Raw genomic sequence first — 14,153 nt, 5'->3', positions numbered from 1 at the left:
CGCCGTATCCGTGCCGTTACAGATCGAGCACCAGACGCGGCGAACGAGCGCGCGAGCAGCAGGGCAGGAACTGATCGTTCTTCGCCTTTTCGGCGTCGGTCAGGTAGGCGTCGCGGTGGTCCGGCGTGCCGTCGATCACCCGGGTCAGGCAAGTGCCGCACACACCCTGTTCGCACGAGTAAGGCAGTTCGATGCCGGCGTCGGCCAGCGCAAGCAGCACGCTGCGGTCGGCCGCCACCGGGATGACGCGGCCGCTGCTGGCGATCTGCACCTCGAAGGCGGCGGACTGCGCATTTGCATCGACCGGCGCCGAAAAATATTCGAAATGGATGTTGCCATCCGCCCAGCCCAGGCGCTTGGCGGTCGAGATGACGGCGTCGAGAAAGCCGCCAGGGCCGCAGACATAGAGATGGGTGTCGGCGTCCGGCGTGGCAAGCAGCGCGGCCAGGTCGGCTTTCTGGTCGGGCGCACCGTCGTCGAAATGGAAGTGCACGCGGTCGGCGAAGGCGCTGTCCTGGATGCGCCCGAAGAACGCGGTACGGTCCTTCGAGCGGGTGCAGTAATGCATCCGGAAATCCGCGCCCGTCGAGGACAGGCGCTCCGCCATGCAGAGGATGGGGGTGACCCCGATGCCTCCGGCCAGCAGCAGGCTGCGACCGGCCTCGTGAGCCAGCGCAAAGTGGTTCTTCGGCGCGCTGATATTGATCAGCGCGCCTTCGTCGACGCCGGTGTGCATGCCGACCGAGCCGCCGCGCGACGCCTGGTCGCGCAGCACACCGATCAGGTAACGGTGGCTTTCCGCCGGGTCGTTGCACAGCGAGTACTGGCGCACCAGACCCGGCTTCACCTCGACGTCGATGTGGGCACCGGCGGCGAACGGCGGCAGCGCACCGCCGTCGGGACTGACCAGCTCGAAGGTGCAGATGTCGAGTGCTTCGACCGTCTTGCGGGCAACGCGTACCGGAAACAGGGTGGAGGGGCTTGTGCTCATTGCCGGGTTCTCATTCGCTGCGCCCGCCGCCGCTCGCGGCGCAGGCTGGGTTCATTCCTCGGGTGCGTACAGCGCGTCGAGCGCGGCGCGGGCGCAGGCTTCATCCTGTGCCTCGCTGCCACCCGACACACCGATGCCGGCGATGCACTGGTCACCATCGAATACCGGCAGGCCACCGCCCAGCACGACCAGGCGTGGTCGGGCGGACAGACCGATCTTCAGGTGCTCGGCATCACCGAACACCTGCATCCAGTGCGCGGTCGGGAAGCCGAAGCCGGCTGCGGTATAGGCCTTGTCCACCGCCAGGTCCGCCGAATGCAGGAAGGCGCCGGGCATGCGCAGGAAGGCCAGCGTGTTTCCGCTGCGGTCGACCACCGCCGCATCGACACGTATGCACAGCGACTCAGCCTTCTCGATCGCGGCTGCCACCGCACGCTGCGCCGCCCGCCAGCCCAGGCTGGGCAGGTCGACGCGACCGCTGACGGCAGCCGCGCTCATGCGGACTTTCCTGCCGCGGCAGCACGGGCTTCGATCTCGGTACGCCGCAGTTCGCTCGCCGGCTCGCCGGCGATGCACCAGTCCTCCGGCGGCACGCGGCGGCAGCAGCCACGCACGCGCTCGCGGCGCACGCCGAGCACCTCGACCAGCAGGTCGGTGAAGCCGCGCATCAGCAGCTGGCGCTGATCCAGCGGGCGACCGTCGAGCACGATGAAGTCGAAGAAGGGCGCCTGATCACCGCTGACGCTCACCAGTTCGCCACCGACCGCGAACTGCTCCGGGTCGTGCAGCGTAATGAAAGCGCGCACCCGCTCAATCGGCGACGCCAGCACTTCGGCATACAACGCCGAGGCGCGTCTGAGCAGGCACTCGTCCTGTTCCGGCGTGCTGCTGCCGGCGACCAGATGGAAATTGACGATGGGCATGGCGTGACTCGTATCAGGGCAGACCGCGCCGGCGGCCGGAATCCAGCATCAGCGTGGCGCCGGTCATGGCATCGGCTTCCGGATCCAGCAGCGTGCTCACCGCCCAGGCGACCTGGGCCGGCGTGGTGAAGGCGCGGATCGACGACTCGGCCCGCATGTCGTCCAGCACCGCCTCGACCGTGACGCCGCGCAGCGCGGCGCGGTCGGCGGCCACGCGGTGCAGACGCGCGGTGTCGGCCGGGCCGGGCGCGATCAGGTGGGCGGTGATGCCACGTTCGCCATAGGCGAGACTGAGCTGACGCACGGCATTGACCAGCGCCGCGTTGGCGATGCCGGCGGAGGCGGCGTAGGCGGTCGGCTCGAAGCCGTAGTGACCGCCGATGGCGATCAGCCGCGAACCCGCCACCAGGCGCTCGTCGACCGCGCGTACCAGACGCAGCAGCCCGCCGACCTTGATGTTCACCGCATCGACCAGCGCTGCCGTCGGTGCGTTCAGGATGCCGCCGGCCACGGCGACTCCAGGTCCGTGCACCACCGCGCGCACCGGCCGGTCGAGGCTGGCCGCCAGCGCCGCGATGGCGCTGTCGTCGCCGATGTCGGCCACGCAGGCGCGCACGCCCGGGTGAGCACTGCACAGCGCGTCGAGCGAGCCGGCGCTGCGCGCCACCGCGACCACGCCAAGACCGGCCTGCAGCAGCCGGCCGACGATGGCCTGACCGAAGTCGCCGGTGGCACCGACGACGACCGCCAGTTCTGCCTGCTTTGCGTCCATCGCGATCAGCCGGTCAGCACGTTGAGGAAGCTTTCGCGCACGATGTTGTCCTGCGCGAACGTGGCGTGACCCAGTTCGGTGGTGTCCCACACCAGCGTCGGCGTGTCCGGGTAATGCACGTAGCCGCCGCTGAACACCTCGTTGCGGTTGCCCGACGGATCGAAGAAGTAGATGGTCGCGCCGCGGGTGACGCCGTGGCGGTTCGGGCCGACGTCGACCGGAATGCGGTACTTGCCGATCAGGTCCGCCGCGTGGATCACGTCGTGCGTCGACTCCAGCAGGAAGGACACGTGGTGGAAACGTCCGGGCGTCGGCTGCAGCACGAAGGCGACGTCATGCGGCTTGGTCGAGCAGCTGAGGAAGAGCGCCAGCGACTGCTTGCTGTCGGCGTCGATCAGCTTTTCGCTGAGATCGAAGCCAAACACCTCCATGAACAGCCGCGCGGTTTCGTCGATGTTCACGCCGCCGAGCAGCGCGTGGTCGAGCCGGTTGATGCGGAAGCCGCGGATGACGCCTTCGTCCGGCAGCACGCCCGGGTTCAGCGTGCCCAGCGTATTGCCGGTCTGATCCTTGTGCGCGTAGAGCTGCATCACATGGCCGCTGGGCAGCGTGAACTGCAGGCGGCGGCCGCTCTTCGGGTAGACGCCGGCGTCGATGTGGCGCACTTCGAGGCCGAAGGCGCGGATCTTCGGTTCCAGGTCGTTCAGGGTCTGATCGTCGTACACCTTGAACGCGAGGTAATCCATGCCCGGTGCATCGGCCTCGCGCAGCACGATGCTGTGGTGGTCGTGCTCGTCCCAGGCCTTGTAATAGACGCGACCGTCCGCGTCGGTCATCACTTCGTGCAGGCCCATGCGCTCGCCGTAGTGCCGCTTCGACACCTTCATGTCGAGCACGCGTATGGCGACCTCTCCCAGCCTCAAAACCGATCTCAGCGACATTCCTCTCCTCCTTTTATATATGTGTGGGGGTCGCGTTTCCGGAGATGGCTGCCGCAGCGTCAGGCGACGCTTTTGAGCAGCCCTCTTTCCTTGGCCATGGTCATGGCCGTGTCCTCGATCATGTCTTCCTGCCCGCCTATCATCTTGCGCCGGCCCAGTTCGACCAGGATGTCGCGCGCCGGCACGCCGTAGCGCTCGGCCGCGCGCTTGGCGTGCAGCAGGAAGGTGGAATACACGCCGGCGAAACCCAGCGTCAGCGATTCGCGGTCGACGCGCACCAGGTGGTCCATCATCGGCACGATGATGTCTTCGGCCACGTCCATCAGCTTGAACAGGTCGACGCCGGTGTCCATGCCCATGCGCTCGCACACCGCGGCGAATACTTCCAGCGGCGTGTTGCCGGCACCGGCGCCGAGGCCGGCCACCGAGCCGTCGATGCGGCTGGCGCCTTCCTCGATCGCGGCGATCGAGTTGGCGATGCCCATGCCCAGATTGTGGTGGCCGTGGAAGCCGATTTCGGTGTCCGGGTTCAGCACCGCGCGCAGCGCGGCGACGCGGGAACGCACGTCGGCCGGCAGCATGTAGCCGGCGGAATCGGTGATGTAAATGGTCTGCGCGCCATAGCTTTCCATCAGCTTGCCCTGCTGCGCGAGGCCTTCCGGCGTGTTCAGGTGGGCCATCATCAGGAAGCCGACGGTGTCCATGCCCAGCTTGCGCGCGAAGGCGATGTGCTGCGGCGCGGTGTCGGCTTCGGTGCAGTGGGTGGCGATGGTGACGCTGCGCGCACCGCAGTCATAGGCCGACTGCAGTTCGCGCATGGTGCCCAGACCGGGAATCAGCAGAACCGAAATCTTCGCCTGCTTCATCTGCGGACAGACGGCACGCAGGTAGTCCTCGTTACTGTGCAGCGCGAAGCCGTGCTGCAGCGAGTTGCCGCCCAGCCCGGCGCCGTGGGTGACCTGGATCAGCGGCACGCCGGCGGCGTCGAGCGCGCTGGCGACGCGCACCATCTGGTCCACGCTGATCTGTTCGCGCTTGGCGTGCATGCCGTCGCGCAGGCACATGTCATGGAGGACGACCTTGCGTCCTTTCAGGTTTTGCTCGGCGCTCATCACGCGGTCTCCAGGGGTTTCAGCTCGATGCGGCCGGACAGCAGTTCCTGCGCGAACATCTCCGCGGTGCGGGTGGCAGCGGCAGTCATGATGTCCAGGTTGCCGGCGTAGCGCGGCAGGTAGTCGCCGAGGCCGGCGACCTCCATGAACACCGACACCTTGCGCTCGTGGAACACCGGGCCGTTCACCAGCCGGTAGCCCGGCACATAGGACTGCACCTCGCCGATCATCGCCAGGATGGAGTCGGTGATGCGTGCCTCGTCCGGCTTGTCGTCGGTCAGGCAGTAGATGGTGTTGCGCATGATCATCGGCGGGTCGGCCGGATTGATGATGGCCAGCGCCTTGCCGCGGCGCGCACCGCCGACGCGGCAGATCGCGTCCGAGGTGGTGTAGGTGAATTCGTCGAGATTGGCACGGGTGCCCGGACCGATCGAGCGCGAGGACAGGCTGGCGATGATTTCCGCGTACTCCACCGGCTGGATGCGCGACACCGCATGCACGATGGGTATGGTCGCCTGGCCGGCGCAGGAAATCATGTTCACGTTCATTTCCACGCGGTCCATGTGCTCGCGCAGATTGACCGGCGGCACGCACAGCGGGCCGATGGCCGCCGGCGTCAGATCGACCATCATGACGCCCAGCTCGTTGAGCTTGCGGCTGTTCTCGGCATGCACGTAGGCGCTGGTGGCGTCGAAGGCGATCTGTATGCCGTCTTCCCGCACGTGCGGCAGCAGGCCGTCCACGCCTTCGGCGGTGGTCTTCAGGCCCAGCTCGCGTGCACGTGCCAGCCCTTCGGACGCCGGGTCTATGCCCACCATCCACACCGGCTCCAGCACCTCGCTGCGCTTGAGCTTGTAGATCAGGTCGGTACCGATGTTGCCCGACCCGATCAGCGCACATCTGATCTTCGCCACTGCTGCCTCCTAGCTCTGGTCCGGGAGGCCGTGCCGGCCTCCGCTCCGTTCCGCCTGCGACGCGCTGTCGACCAGCCGCCGCACGGTATTCGCCATCTGTCCGATCACCCGTACCTGCAGATCGCTGCGCGGCACGATGCGGCAAGCCAGCACGCGGTGCTGCAGGCGGTCGTCGGCGCTCACGTGGTCCACGCTCATCTTCAGTGCGGCGTAACGCCCGCCGAGCACTTCCACCTTGCATACGCCGCAGCCGCCGCCGCGACAGCCGACCGGTATGTCGCGCAGACCGCGCGCCAGCATGGCGGTGAGCAAGGCGTCGCCGGCGCGGCAGCTGACGGCGCGGTCCACACCTTCGATCGTCACCGCATAACTCGTCGCACCATGCCCGGCGTCGTGCGTGCCGTCGCCAACCGGCAAGCGCTGAACCTGTGGCTCCATGCCTCCTCCGCGTCGCGACCTTGTTCCGGCCTTCCTGCGTCCGCTTTCCTTACCTCGCTTCGAGGTTGGGGTACGTCGTGTTCGAAAACTTACAGCGGCGGAACCATGCGATCCAATACCATTTGATCCGCCGATTCATACGAGAAAGGTATGGATGGACGCGCACCCGCGCCAGTGGGAGGCCGCAGTGCAGCAAAGGGCTTCAGGCGGATGGCGTGTTGCGACGCCGCATGCGGGCCACGCGGTACTGCATCTGGCCGCGACCCAGTCCGAGTTCGCGCGCGGCGGGCGCCAGCTTGCCGCCGTGGCGATCGAGCGCGGCGCGGATGACCGCCTCCTCGATATCGGCCAGCGTGCGCCCGCCGGCCAGCAGGCGGGCCGCGGCGTCTGCAGTCGCCTCGCCCGCGGCGGTGTGCGCGGCCACGCCGTCACCGCGCGCCACCACGTCGCCACTGGGCAGCAGGCTGAAGGACTGCCAGTCGGTGACCTCGCCGCCGGAGAACAGATGGTGCACGTCGAGCGCGCCATCGGCGTCGGCCAGAATGACCGCACGTTCCACCATGTTTTCCAGCTCGCGCACATTGCCCGGCCAGTCGTAGTGCCACAGCGCGTCCAGCGCGTTGCGCGTGATGCCGCGTATGCGTTTGCCGAAGCGCTGACCGAAGCGCTCGACAAACACGCCCAGCATCAGCGGAATGTCCTCGCGGCGGTCGCGCAGCGGCGGAATGCGGATCGGGAACACATTGAGCCGGAAGAACAGGTCGGCGCGGAAGCGCCCCTCCGCCACCGCCTTCCTCAGGTCTTCGTTGGTGGCGGCGACGATGCGCACATCGACCTTGCGCAGCTGGCTGCCGCCTACCCGCTCGACCTCGCGCTCCTGCAGTGCACGCAAAAGCTTGCCCTGGGCATGCAGCGGCAAGCTGCCGATCTCGTCGAGAAAGAGCGTGCCGCCGTGCGCGCGCTCGAAGCGGCCGGGCCGCGACACCGATGCGCCAGTGAAGGCGCCGCGATCCACGCCGAACAGTTCGGCCTCGACCAGATCGTGCGGGATGGCGGCGCAGTTCAGCGACACGAAAGGGCCGCCCGCGCGCCGGCCGATCTGGTGCAGCGCGCGCGAGAAGCGCTCCTTGCCGACGCCGCTTTCACCGAGAAAAAGCACCGTGGCATCGGTCTGACCGACCCGCTTGAGCAGATAGACCACCGAGTTGAAGGCGGTCGAGGCGCCCACCAGTTCGTGCTCCAGCGGCGATACCGCCTCGAAACCGACTTCTCCATCTGCGCTCGCCTCGGCCGGGCGTCGCTGCATCGGCGGATCGACGAAATCCTCCACCTGCATGAAGTGCAGATCGGTTTCGGCATTCGGCCATTCGGCCACCGGCCGGATGACCGCCCGACAGCGCGCATGCCCCATGGCCACGCATTCGACCTCGCGTACCAGCAGCGGCCGGCCGAAGGCGCTGGTGGCGAAGGCGGTGGCGTAGCCGACGTTCATCCAGCAGGCCGGTGACCCGCTGATGCCGAACTGCTGCAGGTGGGCCTCGGCCTCCCACGAACTGGTCCAGGTGAAGTCGCCGAAGAACTCGCCGGCGTCCTGATTGAAGCGCACTTCCAGCGGCGTATTGCGCACATAGCCTTCCATGTCGCGCAGGCGCGGCCCGAGCGACACCGCGGTGGCCACGTCGTCGCCAAAGGCGTCGCGCACCCGGCGGTGATCGGCCAGTCCTTGCTGGTAGCCCAGCCGGGTGAACACGCCGCGCGCCATATCGGCGCCGAGCCGCTCCACCAGTTCGCGCCGCAGTTCGGCCATCGAGAAGCCGTGCATCAGCAGCATGCGCTGGTCGAACAGCATGATGTGGCCGGTATCCGGCGCGAAACGCAGCCGCTCGGAAAGGCGTTGGTCGGCGTCCGGAACGCCGAGGTTGGACGGATGCATGCAGAGCTCCCCGCAATCGACGAGCGGCACATGATGCATGACACCATGCACAGCACCGCACACACCGCGACGGCAATCGCATCTTTTCAGTCTTTTGAAGCGAGGGAAACGCTGCGCAGCTGGAAAAAACTTTTCAAATCAACACCGTGGCCACATCCGTTCGACTGGCATGGGGTTTGCAGCAAGGCCGGCACCTGAACAACAAAGGGCCGGCACGGCCCGTACGGAGGATGAAAATGGCTTTCCTGCACAACGCCTGGTATGTCGCGGCCCTGTCGACCGAAGTCGAGGGCGAGGCGCTGTTCCATCGCAAGATTCTCGGCCTGTCGATGCTGATCTATCGCCGCGGCGACGGCACGCCGGTCATCCTGCGCGACCGCTGCCCGCATCGCTTCGTGCCGCTGCACATGGGCAAGCGGGTCGGCGACGACGTGGTCTGTCCCTATCACGCGCTGCGTTTCGACTGCAGCGGCAAGTGCGTCGAAAGCCCGCATGGCGACGGTCACATCCCGCGTGCGGCGGTGGTGCAAGCCTTCCCGGCCGCCGAGCGTCACGGCTTCATCTGGGTATGGACCGGCGAAGCGGCCAAGGCCGATCCGGCGACCATCCCCGACTATTCGCTGCTGGATGGCGGCCACGCCAATTCCAAGGGCTGGGCCTACATGCACATGAAGGCGAACTACGAAATCATCGTCGACAACATCATGGACCTGAGCCACGTCGACCACGTGCACGGCCCGCTGCTGAACACCGCCGGCAAGCTCAGCCCGCAGATCCCGAAGGTAGTGGAGGAAGGCAGCACGGTCAGCGTGCGCTGGGAATGGCATCAGGATCCGCCGATGGGCTTCTTCTCGCCCTTCCTGCCGACGCCGGGCGCGGGTGCCGAACATCATGTGGGCGTGGTGTGGACCGCCCCCTGCACGATGCTGCTGACCGTCGGCGCGGTTCAAGGCAGCAGCAATCCGGACGACGGCCTGCTGTCCTGGGACCACCACCTGATGACGCCGGAGACCGAAACGTCCACCCACTACTTCTTCGCCACCCGCCGCAACTGGCTGGTCGAGGACGCCGAACTGAACCGGATGAAGCTGGAGGGCACGGTGGCCGCCTTCAGCACCGAGGACAAGCCCATCATCGAGGCGGCACAGGAAGAGATGGGCACCACCGACCTGTGGTCGCTGAAGCCGGTGCTGCTGTCCGGCGACCCGGCGCCAGTGCGTGCCCGCCGCCTGCTCGCCCAGCTTATCGAAACGGAAGGGGCGCAACGCAGGAGCTGAAGCCGGGCGGGCCGCACCGGCCCGTCACAGCAAGCTCCGCGAGCGTGGAAAAGAAAAGGGCCGGTTCCTAAGAACCGGCCCTTTTTCATGCTGCATCTGGTGGGTTGTGAGTGGCTCGAACACTCGACCTACGGATTAAGAGTCCGCTGCTCTACCAACTGAGCTAACAACCCGGAAACCTGCTTCGCGTACTGCTTCGGCCCACCGCGTGGTGGGTCGGGCGAGACTCGAACTCGCGACCAACGGATTAAAAGTCCGCTGCTCTACCGACTGAGCTACCGACCCTCGCCTTGCGAAGACCGCGGACTATAGGTGAGCGAAAGGGCTCTGTCAACCCGGAATTTTCCGCCCGGTGCCGCGCGCAGCTCAGTCGCGCATCAGCCACCACATGGTCGCCTTCATGGTCAGCGCCGAGCCGGCGATGATGGCGAGCAGCGCAATGGCCGAACCCAGCGCCAGCGTCGATACGCCGGTGATGCCCTGACCGATGCTGCAGCCCGAGGCGAGCACGCCGCCGATGGCCATCAGCGCGCCGCCGATGCCGTGACGCACGACGTCGGCGGTGCCGCGGAACCACTCGACGCGGAATTTTCCGCTGGCAAGGGCATGGATGAAGGCGCCGACAACGACGCCGGCCAGCGCCATCAGGCCGAAGTTGAGCAGCGCTGTGTTGGTCGGATCGAGCAGCCAGCGCGCGCCGTCGGCCATCGGGCCGACGAAGGTGTAGGACTGCGCCTCGACCCGGCTCGGCATGACGTCGGCAAATTCGGCCCACTCCTTCCACGCCGCCGCGCGCGGGCCGGCGGTCAGCCACCAGCCCGCCAGCACCGCCAGACCGAAGCCGATGCCGCCGGCCACGTGGTCGATGTTGCGGCGGAAATCGGCCGAGGCGAAGGCCCACACGGCCAACGCGGCGGCGATGATCCAGGCCAGCGCCCGGTTCAGCATGGCGGCGTCACCGCCGACTGCACCGGCGACGACGGAACCGAGCGCCTGCGAGTCGATGCCGCGGGCGTCAAGCGACAGCGTCCAGTCGTTCATCCAGCCGAAGGCGCTGGCGTAGAAATCGGTGAAGATCATCAGGTAGGCGAACACGGCGCCGACCGCCAGCACAAACAGCGACTTCAGGTTGCCGCCGCCAATGCGCACCAGGGTCTTGTTGCCACAGCCGCTGGCCAGCGTCATGCCGACGCCGAACATCAGCCCACCGACGATGTAGCGCAGCCAGGCGAGCTGCGGCGTGCGGTAGGGCGGATAGGTGGTGCTGAGGTCGACCACGCCGGCCGATTCGAGCCCGACCAGGCCGGCCATCGCCGTGGCAATCGCCAGCATCCACGAGCGCATGCGGCCGAGGTCGCCGATATTGATCCAGTCGGACACCGCACCCATGGTGCAGAAGCCGGTGCGCGAGGTGAGCGCGCCCAGCGCGACAGACAGCGCGAACACGGCTGCCAGTGTTTCGGTGTGGATGTTCAGTTCCATCGTCGTTCCGGAGCGGTAACGCCGCCCCGGAATGCGGGACGACGGTTCAGCGGTAGCGCGTCGGGTCCGCCACCCCGGCTGCCGCGAATCCCTCGCGCCGCAAGCGGCAGGAGTCGCACACACCGCAGGCGCGGCCTTCGTCGTCGGCCTGGTAGCAGGACACGGTCAGCGCGTAATCGACGCCGAGCTGCGCGCCGGCACGGATGATACCCGCCTTGGTGAGGCTGATCAGCGGCGCGTGCAGGGTGAGCCGCGCGCCCTCGACCGCTGCCTTGGTCGCCAGGTTGGCCATCGCCTCGAAAGCCTTGATGTACTCCGGGCGGCAGTCGGGATAGCCGGAGTAGTCCACCGCATTGACGCCGCAGAAGATGTCCTGCGCGCCGAGCACTTCGGCCCAGGCGAGCGCCAGCGACAGCATGATGGTGTTGCGCGCCGGCACGTAGGTGACCGGTATGCCCCGCGCCACGCCGCCGGTCGGCACCTCGATCGCGCTGTCGGTCAGCGCCGAGCCGCCGAAGGCGCGCAGATCGAGCGCAATGGTGAGATGGCCGGCCGCACCGAGCGCCTTGGCGACGCGCTCGGCCGCCGCCAGCTCTGCCCGGTGACGCTGGCCGTAGTCGAGCGACAGGCAGTAGCAGTGCAGCCCCTGCGCACGCGCCATCGCCAGCACGGTGGCCGAATCCAGGCCGCCGGACAGCAGAACGACTGCGGCCCTGCCGCCCGCACCCTGCCCGCTCACTTCTTCTGCGCTGCCTGCTTGATGCGCTGGCGCGCCACGTCGGCCGATGGCGTGCCCGGATACTGGGCGATCACCATGTCCAGCGTCTTCTTCGCGCCCTTGGCGTCACCCTGGATCTGCTGCGTGTTGGCCAGTCCGATCAGCGCTTCCGGCGCCCGCACGTCGGCCGGCCACTGCGCATGCACCTGCTGATAAAGCTCTGCGGCACGCGAGTAAGCCTTGGTCTGGAAGGCGGCGCTGGCGGCCCAGTAGTGGGCAGCCGGCTGGAAGCTGCTCTTCGGCCAGCTCTTGATGAAGGCTTCGAACGCCAGCTGCGCCTCGGCGTACTTGCCGCCCTTGAGCAGGTTCAGCGCCGCCTCGTAGTCGCGCGGCTCGGCGGCCGGATCGACCTCGGGCTCGGCTGCGGCGACCGGCTTGGTTTCCAGCGCGCGCAGTCGGGTGTCGAGATCGAGGTAGAAGTCCTTCTGCCGCTTGGTGGACGCCTCCAGCTCGTAGGTGAGCACCTCGACCTGGCCGCGCAGCTTGGCGATCTCGCCGCGCAGCGTCTCGATCTGGTTGCTCAGATCGAGTTGCGTGCGCTGCGACTGTTCGAGCTGCGTTTCGAGCTTGCCGATGCGCGCCTTGGTATCGGCGCGCAGGTCCTCGATGCGCTGGCGCGCGATCTCGTCATCGAACAGCGCGGCCCGCGCCGGAGCCGCGACGATGAACAGCGCGGCGAGCGCCGCCGCGACCCCGTTGCGGGCCTGCATCAGAACTCACCCGAATAGAGCATTTCCGAGCGGCGGTTCTCGGCGTACGACGCTTCGTCGCTGCCGACCATGCGCGGCTTCTCTTCGCCCAGGCTGACCGACTCCAGCTGCGCTTCCTGCACGCCCAGCAGCATCAGCGCGCGCTTGACCGCTTCGGCCCGCTTCTGGCCCAGCGCCAGGTTGTACTCGCGCGAACCGCGCTCGTCGGTGTTGCCCTGGATGAGCATCTTGAACTTCGGGTTGGCGGTCAGGAACTTGGCGTGCGCCGAAATCAGGCTGGCGTAGCTGTCCTTGATGACGTAGCTGTCGTAGTCGAAGTAGATGATGCGCTTGGACAGCGGGCTGTTTGGGTCCTTCAGCTGGGCGAGCAGTGCCTCTTCGGCGGTCATCTTCTTGCCGTCGACCGACGGCGGCGTCACCGGCGACACGGAGGGGCCGGTCGGTGCGGTCGGGGACTTGTCCTCGGTCGGCGCGGCGGGTTGCTCCGGACCGGTGGACGAGCAGCCGGCCAGCACGGCCAGCGTCAGGGCTGCGATGGAAAGCTTGGTATGGGTGCGCATGGTGTTGGCCTCTCTGGTTTCGCTACTGCGTGGGGTTGTGACGGTATTACGGTTTGTTGAACGGGCCCCAGGCCGGCTCGCGGACATCGCCGCCAGCCTGCCCGGACAGTTTCTGCTTGACGCGGCCGTCGGCCGACACCGCCGACAGCACGCCGCGGCCGCCGATCTCGGATGCGTACAGGATCATCCGGCCGTTCGGCGCGAAGGACGGCGACTCGTCGCCCGACGAGTCGGTCAGGATCTGCGTCTGCCGCGTCGCCAGATCCATCGCCGTGATCTGGAAGCGGCCGCCATTGCGCGATACGTAGGCCAGCGTCTTGCCGTCCGGCGACAGACGCGGCGTCACGTTGTAGCTGCCTTCGAAGGTGACGCGTTCGGCGTTGCCGCCGCTGGCCGGCACGCGGTAGATCTGCGGGCTGCCGCCGCGGTCCGACGTGAAGTAGATGTACTGGCCGTCCGGCGAGAACTGCGGTTCGGTGTCGATCGAGCTGGACCCGGCCACGCGCGTCAGGCCGCTGCCGTCGGCGTTGATCGTGTAGATCTGCGACGAGCCATCCTTGGTCAGCACGATGGCCAGACGCTTGCCGTCCGGCGCCCAGGCCGGCGCCGAGTTCGATCCCTTGAAGTTGGCCACCACCGAGCGCGAGGTCGTGGTCAGCGAATGCACGTAGATGATGGGCTTCTTCGCCTCGAAGGACACATAGGCGAGGCGCGTGCCGTCCGGCGACCAGGTCGGCGAGATGATGGGGTCGGCCGAGCGCAGCGCGATGCGCGGGTTCTGGCCGTCGGCGTCGTCGATGGTCAGTTCGAAGCGCGTACCCTTTTTCACCACGTAGGCGATCTGCGTGTTGAACACGCCGCGTTCGCCGGTCATCTTCTCGTAGATGAAATCGGCGATGCGATGACCGGTTTCCCGCACGGTGGCTGGCGCGAACACGAAAATCATGCCGTCCGGCTTGCCCTGGCGCGCGATGTCATAGAGGCGCATGCGCACTTCGTAACGACCGCCCGGCACCGGCAGGATGCTGGCCAGCGCCAGCGCGTCGGCACCGCGATCCTTCCACTGGTTGAGGTCGACGGCGGCGTCCTGATGCACCGGAGTGGGGCCCGGGTCGACCAGCTTGAACAGGCCGCTGCGTTCCAGGTCGGCGCGCACGACGCCAACCAGCGCCTGTGGCAGCAGGCCCTCTCCGGCGAAGTTGGCGATGGCGATCGGGATGCGGTTGGCACCGGCGCCGGTGATTTCGACCGTGAGCTGGGCGTGGGCCAGCTGCGCGGCGAACAGCAGCGCGACGGCCATCAGTCTGAAGAGCTTGATCATC

General features: G+C 67.4%; 16 protein-coding genes and 2 tRNA genes. 2 read left to right on the top strand and 16 right to left on the bottom strand.

The genetic code is table 11. The features are described from left to right. Positions 1-16: 16 nt before the first annotated feature. From AC51BJ_RS10515 to AC51BJ_RS10475, 9 genes are all read right to left on the bottom strand, one after another. Positions 17-991: a PDR/VanB family oxidoreductase gene (locus AC51BJ_RS10515; protein ID WP_496280171.1), complete on the bottom strand. Its 975-nt coding sequence runs from the start codon at positions 989-991 to the stop codon at positions 17-19. A gap of 51 nt (positions 992-1,042) precedes the next feature. After that, on the bottom strand, positions 1,043-1,489 hold the full coding sequence (locus tag AC51BJ_RS10510) for a GlcG/HbpS family heme-binding protein (RefSeq protein ID WP_496280170.1): 447 nt from the start codon (positions 1,487-1,489) through the stop codon (positions 1,043-1,045). After that, entirely contained in the window at positions 1,486-1,914 is a 429-nt protein-coding gene (locus AC51BJ_RS10505; RefSeq protein WP_496280169.1) for a tautomerase family protein, read from the bottom strand. The genes AC51BJ_RS10510 and AC51BJ_RS10505 overlap by 4 nt, the downstream gene beginning before the upstream one ends. Before the next feature lie 13 nt (positions 1,915-1,927). After that, a complete protein-coding gene (locus tag AC51BJ_RS10500) occupies positions 1,928-2,686 on the bottom strand; it encodes an SDR family oxidoreductase (RefSeq protein ID WP_496280168.1) in 759 nt (252 codons plus the stop codon). A gap of 5 nt (positions 2,687-2,691) precedes the next feature. Continuing rightward, positions 2,692-3,627: a catechol 2,3-dioxygenase gene (locus AC51BJ_RS10495; protein WP_496280167.1), complete on the bottom strand. Its 936-nt coding sequence runs from the start codon at positions 3,625-3,627 to the stop codon at positions 2,692-2,694. A gap of 59 nt (positions 3,628-3,686) precedes the next feature. Then, positions 3,687-4,739: a 4-hydroxy-2-oxovalerate aldolase gene (dmpG, locus tag AC51BJ_RS10490; RefSeq protein WP_304026593.1), complete on the bottom strand. Its 1,053-nt coding sequence runs from the start codon at positions 4,737-4,739 to the stop codon at positions 3,687-3,689. Continuing rightward, positions 4,739-5,653, bottom strand: coding sequence for an acetaldehyde dehydrogenase (acetylating) (locus AC51BJ_RS10485; RefSeq protein WP_304026590.1), 915 nt, complete (start codon positions 5,651-5,653; stop codon positions 4,739-4,741). Before AC51BJ_RS10485 ends, dmpG begins: the two co-directional genes overlap by 1 nt. Before the next feature lie 9 nt (positions 5,654-5,662). Beyond that, a complete protein-coding gene (locus AC51BJ_RS10480; RefSeq protein WP_304026589.1) occupies positions 5,663-6,091 on the bottom strand; it encodes a 2Fe-2S iron-sulfur cluster binding domain-containing protein in 429 nt (142 codons plus the stop codon). Between the two features lie 202 nt (positions 6,092-6,293). Continuing rightward, on the bottom strand, positions 6,294-8,024 hold the full coding sequence (locus tag AC51BJ_RS10475) for a sigma 54-interacting transcriptional regulator (RefSeq protein ID WP_496280166.1): 1,731 nt from the start codon (positions 8,022-8,024) through the stop codon (positions 6,294-6,296). 30 nt (positions 8,025-8,054) lie between these two features. Here AC51BJ_RS10475 and AC51BJ_RS10470 point away from each other — a divergent pair, with 30 nt between their 5' ends. Beyond that, on the top strand, positions 8,055-8,222 hold the full coding sequence (locus AC51BJ_RS10470; RefSeq protein ID WP_496280165.1) for a hypothetical protein: 168 nt from the start codon (positions 8,055-8,057) through the stop codon (positions 8,220-8,222). Between the two features lie 38 nt (positions 8,223-8,260). Then, the gene (locus tag AC51BJ_RS10465) at positions 8,261-9,301 is read left to right on the top strand and encodes a Rieske 2Fe-2S domain-containing protein (protein WP_496280164.1); all 1,041 of its coding nucleotides are present in this window, start codon (positions 8,261-8,263) and stop codon (positions 9,299-9,301) included. A 97-nt stretch (positions 9,302-9,398) separates the two neighbouring features. Here the strand turns inward: AC51BJ_RS10465 and AC51BJ_RS10460 are convergent. The 7 genes from AC51BJ_RS10460 to tolB form a co-directional block, all read right to left on the bottom strand. Beyond that, a tRNA-Lys gene (locus AC51BJ_RS10460) sits at positions 9,399-9,474 on the bottom strand. Positions 9,475-9,510: 36 nt separating this feature from the next. After that, positions 9,511-9,586: transfer RNA gene (locus AC51BJ_RS10455), tRNA-Lys, on the bottom strand. Between the two features lie 81 nt (positions 9,587-9,667). Beyond that, positions 9,668-10,783 carry a YeeE/YedE family protein gene (locus AC51BJ_RS10450; protein ID WP_496280163.1) on the bottom strand — a complete coding sequence of 372 codons (1,116 nt, stop codon included), beginning with the start codon at positions 10,781-10,783 and terminating at the stop codon, positions 9,668-9,670. Positions 10,784-10,829: 46 nt separating this feature from the next. Next, positions 10,830-11,522 (bottom strand): 7-cyano-7-deazaguanine synthase QueC, encoded by a 693-nt coding sequence (gene queC, locus AC51BJ_RS10445; RefSeq protein ID WP_496280162.1) that lies wholly within the window; start codon positions 11,520-11,522, stop codon positions 10,830-10,832. Beyond that, complete coding sequence (ybgF, locus tag AC51BJ_RS10440; RefSeq protein ID WP_019916238.1) at positions 11,519-12,271, bottom strand: tol-pal system protein YbgF; 753 nt, start codon at positions 12,269-12,271, stop codon at positions 11,519-11,521. Before ybgF ends, queC begins: the two co-directional genes overlap by 4 nt. Continuing rightward, positions 12,271-12,831, bottom strand: coding sequence for a peptidoglycan-associated lipoprotein Pal (gene pal / locus AC51BJ_RS10435; protein WP_304000687.1), 561 nt, complete (start codon positions 12,829-12,831; stop codon positions 12,271-12,273). Before pal ends, ybgF begins: the two co-directional genes overlap by 1 nt. Before the next feature lie 46 nt (positions 12,832-12,877). After that, positions 12,878-14,152, bottom strand: coding sequence for a Tol-Pal system beta propeller repeat protein TolB (tolB, locus tag AC51BJ_RS10430; RefSeq protein ID WP_496280161.1), 1,275 nt, complete (start codon positions 14,150-14,152; stop codon positions 12,878-12,880). Position 14,153 lies beyond the last annotated feature (1 nt).

This window comes from Methyloversatilis sp. S146-33 (assembly GCF_059552495.1).
This window is presented reverse-complemented; position numbering and strand designations above follow the sequence as displayed.